A 1,671-nucleotide genomic window follows, 5' to 3' on the forward strand; every position below is an offset into this window, starting at 1 on the left:
TTGTTTTAAATGTAGGTTTTCGTGTTCATGAATAACTGTCCATTCTGATTCAGAATAGTCTACTGACTCGGGAATGAAAATCCATTTCCAGAAGGAGAAAGGGTACTTTACTGAAGGATGGCTGATCACGTTCTTGCCTAAATCTCGCATTTCCGTACCCGTTAATCGCCAATAGGTAAGTTTTGCTAATTCGCTAAAGAACACCAAAAGACTTATGGCCACGCCAGTTAAATACACCCACCAAATAATTTGAGAAGCACTATAAGATGTTGATGTTAGTTTTTCTGGTGTGTCGGCTTGTATAATGGGCGAAGTGTTTTCATTCACTGATAGCGCTAATGATTCATCCAGCTTTTGAAAAACATGCGTGCTCTGAGTCGACATTTGTTTCAGTTCAATCTTGACCAAAGGCCAGGCCAAAGCAGTCGCTAACACAGATAACAACAATAACCGCTTAAGCTGAAACTGGGTGTTATTCCGGAATAGGAAATGATAGGCCGCATATAAGAAGCTTAACAATAAACCAGATTTGAGACTCCAAATTAAAATTTCATTTTTCACGCGAGTCGATTCAAAAGTGAGAACTACAAAAGTGATTTTGGTATTTCAATGGTTACCCAAGAGGAAACTTCCTTCCCTTTTTCAAGGCTTGGATCCCAGCTGTAAAGATTGGACACCGCAATTATGTTATCATGAAGCTGTCTTAATAATGCATATACATCATCTTCATGGCGGTTTTGCTTCACTTTACTTTCAAGGGATAGTTGAGAAATGTAGCCCGTGCGATTCACCTGAAACTTAAACTCAATCTTATCTGGCAAATCCTCTTTTTTCAAAGATTCAGTTCGAATAACATCGGTCACTACATTTTTCAAAAATCTGTCTAGGCCTCCAACAGGCTGAGCTTCTCTTGTAATTGCATTGGCAATCACAACATCTTTCTTGCTTCTAATTGTATCAGCAGGGTTAAACGTATAAGGTCTAATCACCAAGTATTTATTTGCGACAAACTGCATTTCTGATGGCATAGGATAATCTGGATAGACTTGATGCACATTTTCCTTTACCCAAGCCTTTGTTAGCCCGAACATGGCCAAACGATCTTGTACAGTAAGCTCTATATTCAGTTCAGACCTGTTTGGGGCTGGCTCATATTGCTCATACATATTCTCAAACTTCAAGGCTTTCTCAGTATTCAATGCAATTTGTAGCCTCACCTCGTTATCTAGATTTTCATTCTGAATTGAGGTTAAGAAAGTATCTATTAATTTCTGATGCTTATCCAAGAATATTACTGGGAATCGAGCATTTTGAGGCCTTAAGGTTATCCACACATCTGGTGATTTACCACTTTTTTCAACAATCTCTTTTCCAGAAAGTGTCTGAGTACTACCGCTTATAATCCACAAATCAGACATTTTAAGAATTTGGTTCTCATTGCTACTCTTCTGCCCATAACTCATCGTTTGGCTGGCGATAACCAGCGCCAATACGGCAAAGGAAATGATTGAAGCATAGCTACTTCGTTTAGATGTTTTTTTGAGTTTCATAACTTTAAGTCGTTTAGAAAGTGAAGAAATCAATGCGAAGGAATGCCCAAGTGTAACTGAACTGGTTCTTAAACTCAGGGCCAATAAAATTTCAGTATAGCGTCCAAAATTGGTGGACTTT

The 1,671-nt window shown here is 38.5% G+C and carries 2 protein-coding genes; both read right to left on the minus strand.

Going from position 1 to position 1,671, the window contains the following annotated elements; genetic code table 11:
• Nucleotides 1-384, minus strand: a 384-nt coding sequence (locus tag AWW67_RS06185) for a hypothetical protein (protein WP_221405248.1), incomplete at its 3' end; no start/stop codon positions are given.
• Between the two features lie 200 nt (nucleotides 385-584).
• A partial coding sequence (locus AWW67_RS06190) for a hypothetical protein (RefSeq protein WP_221405249.1) occupies nucleotides 585-1,671 on the minus strand: 1,087 nt, incomplete at its 5' end.

The organism is Roseivirga seohaensis (genome assembly GCF_001592945.1).
Classification (GTDB): domain Bacteria; phylum Bacteroidota; class Bacteroidia; order Cytophagales; family Cyclobacteriaceae; genus Roseivirga; species Roseivirga seohaensis.